Below are 2,038 nucleotides of genomic sequence, written 5' to 3' on the forward strand. Positions count from 1 at the left end.
CGGCGCCCGCCGCCAGCCGTCGCCGTCACGGCGCCGGGGCGAGGATCCCCTTCTCGGTCAGCAGCGCTTGCAGTTTCGCCGGCCTTGAACATTTCGCGCACGATGTCGCAGCCGCCGACGAACTCGCCCTTCACATAGAGCTGGGGGATGGTCGGCCAGTTCGAGTAGTCCTTGATGCCCTCGCGCACGAGGGGATCGGCGAGCACGTCGAAGCTCGCGAACGGCACGCCCACCTGCGCCAGCACCTGCACCACGGCGCCGGAAAAGCCGCACTGCGGGGCGGCGGGCGCCCCCTTCATGAACAGCACCACGTCGGCGCGTCGATGATGGTCTTGATACGGTCACTGGTGCTGGCCATGGCCATTCTCCTGGGTGAAATGCTGGTTGTGTCGAAGGACGGCGCCGGTACGGCGCGGCAAGGGCGCCGCAAGGGCGCGGCTCAGGCGCGGCGGGGCTCAGGCGGGGGCGATGGTCTCCAGAGCGAGGGCGTGGAGCACGCCGCCCATATTGCCCTTCAGGGCCGCATAGACCATCTGGTGCTGCTGCACCCGGCTCTTGCCCTTGAAGGCCTGCGAGGTGATGCGCGCGGCATAGTGGTCGCCGTCGCCGGCGAGGTCCACGATCACCACCTCGGCGTCCGGGAACGCCGCCTTCACCAGCTGTTCGATGTCGGCTGCCGCCATGGCCATCGCTGTGTCTCCCGCGCAGTTGCGCCTCGTCATGCAAGGTCGAAACCAACCCGCGCCGCTTCACGGCTGCAACGGCGGGGCGACCCGCGGGTGTCGGACATGCGACAGGGCAAAGGCGGCGCTGTCCGGGATGCGACGCCGCTCGCGGGTCGTTCGCTATCGGCGGAAATAGCGGTTCCGGGTGGTCCGCGAGGGGCGGGCGAGGAACGGCCCGGCTCTTGCTTCTCGCCATCAGCCCATTCGAGGACCGCATATGAGCGACACCAGACAGGGGAGCCGGCGCGGGTCGCTTCCGCCCTTCGCCGTCATCCTCGGCACCAACGAGATCGCGTCCGCCGTGGCGGTCCACCTGTTCTGGGCCGGCTACGGGGTGGTGCTCTCGCACGACCCCATGCCGCCGGTGATCCGGCGTCGCATGGCCTTCCATGACGCGCTCTACGACGATGCCGCCATGCTCGCGGGCGTCGTGGCGGCGCGCGCCGGCAGCAGCGTCGAGGTCCGCGAGCGCCTCGGCGCCGGGGCCGGCGTGATGGTGACGGACCTCGGCCTGCTCGATCTCATCGTGATCGGCGCCATCGACATTCTGGTCGATGCCCGCATGCACAAATACCAGGTGACGCCGGACCTGCGGCGCCTCGGCCGGTTCGCGGTGGGCGTGGGGCCGGGCTTCTCCAGCGGCTTCAATTGCGACCTGGCGGTGGAGACCCGTCCCGGTCTCGCCGGCCGCCTGGTCCTCGACGGCACCACCGCGCCGCCGGACGGCGTGCCCTCCAGCCTCGGCGGGCAGCAGGGCGAGCGCTTCGCGCGCGCGGAGGCGGCAGGACGCTGGCATACGGCGATCGAGATCGGCACCCGCGTCTACAAGGATTTCGTCGTCGGCTCTCTGGGGGGCGCGCCGGTGCGCGCGCCGTTCGACGGCGTCGTGCGCGGCGTGGCGCGGGACGGCACGGAGGTGCCGAAGGGCGTGAAGCTGCTGGAGATCGATGCGCGCGGGCGCGCCGCCAGCTGGACCGGGATCGACGCGCGCGGCGGCGCCATCGCCACCGGCGTCTCGCGCGCCCTCGCGCGCCACAAGGCGGACAGCGCGCGGACCGCCCCGCAGATGCACCTCGTCCGATGAGCGCCGCCGCCGCCGGCGGGCCGCCGCTGATCGAGCTGCTCGTCTCGCCCGACACCGTCAATTTCGGCGACCTGCCGGCGGAGATCGACGCTCTCCTGCAGCAGGGCGTCGTCGCCTACCGCAACGACCGGGCGGCGGCGGACGCCCTGTTCCGCAAGGCGCTGGCGGCGGCGCCTGAGGCCTTGCCGGTCTATTTCTGCCTCTACAAGATCCACACCTACCAGGCAAT

At 71.3% G+C, this 2,038-nt stretch carries 2 protein-coding genes and 2 pseudogenes; 2 read left to right on the forward strand and 2 right to left on the reverse strand.

Annotated features, from left to right (window positions below; genetic code table 11):
* Positions 1 to 25: 25 nt before the first annotated feature.
* Positions 26 to 358 (reverse strand): annotated as a pseudogene (gene grxD, locus AC2W7M_RS24400) (Grx4 family monothiol glutaredoxin).
* 97 nt (positions 359 to 455) lie between these two features.
* Positions 456 to 689, reverse strand: a complete 234-nt coding sequence (locus AC2W7M_RS24405; RefSeq protein ID WP_486135607.1) for a BolA/IbaG family iron-sulfur metabolism protein — start codon at positions 687 to 689, stop codon at positions 456 to 458.
* Between the two features lie 253 nt (positions 690 to 942).
* On the opposite strand from AC2W7M_RS24405, the gene AC2W7M_RS24410 reads away from it, so the two are divergent.
* On the forward strand, positions 943 to 1,809 hold the full coding sequence (locus AC2W7M_RS24410) for a xanthine dehydrogenase (protein WP_486135609.1): 867 nt from the start codon (positions 943 to 945) through the stop codon (positions 1,807 to 1,809).
* Positions 1,806 to 2,038 (forward strand): annotated as a pseudogene (locus tag AC2W7M_RS24415) (hypothetical protein); the annotation flags it as partial. The gene AC2W7M_RS24410 and the pseudogene AC2W7M_RS24415, both read left to right, overlap by 4 nt.

Source organism: Xanthobacter sp. BG11Y11_SDJG (assembly GCF_057364445.1).

What these genes read in the sequence shown, in the direction of transcription:
- AC2W7M_RS24405 (WP_486135607.1), bottom strand. Translation starts at nt 689, where the DNA reads ATGGCCATGGCGGCAGCCGACATCGAACAGCTGGTGAAGGCGGCGTTC.
- AC2W7M_RS24410 (WP_486135609.1), top strand. Translation starts at nt 943, where the DNA reads ATGAGCGACACCAGACAGGGGAGCCGGCGCGGGTCGCTTCCGCCCTTC.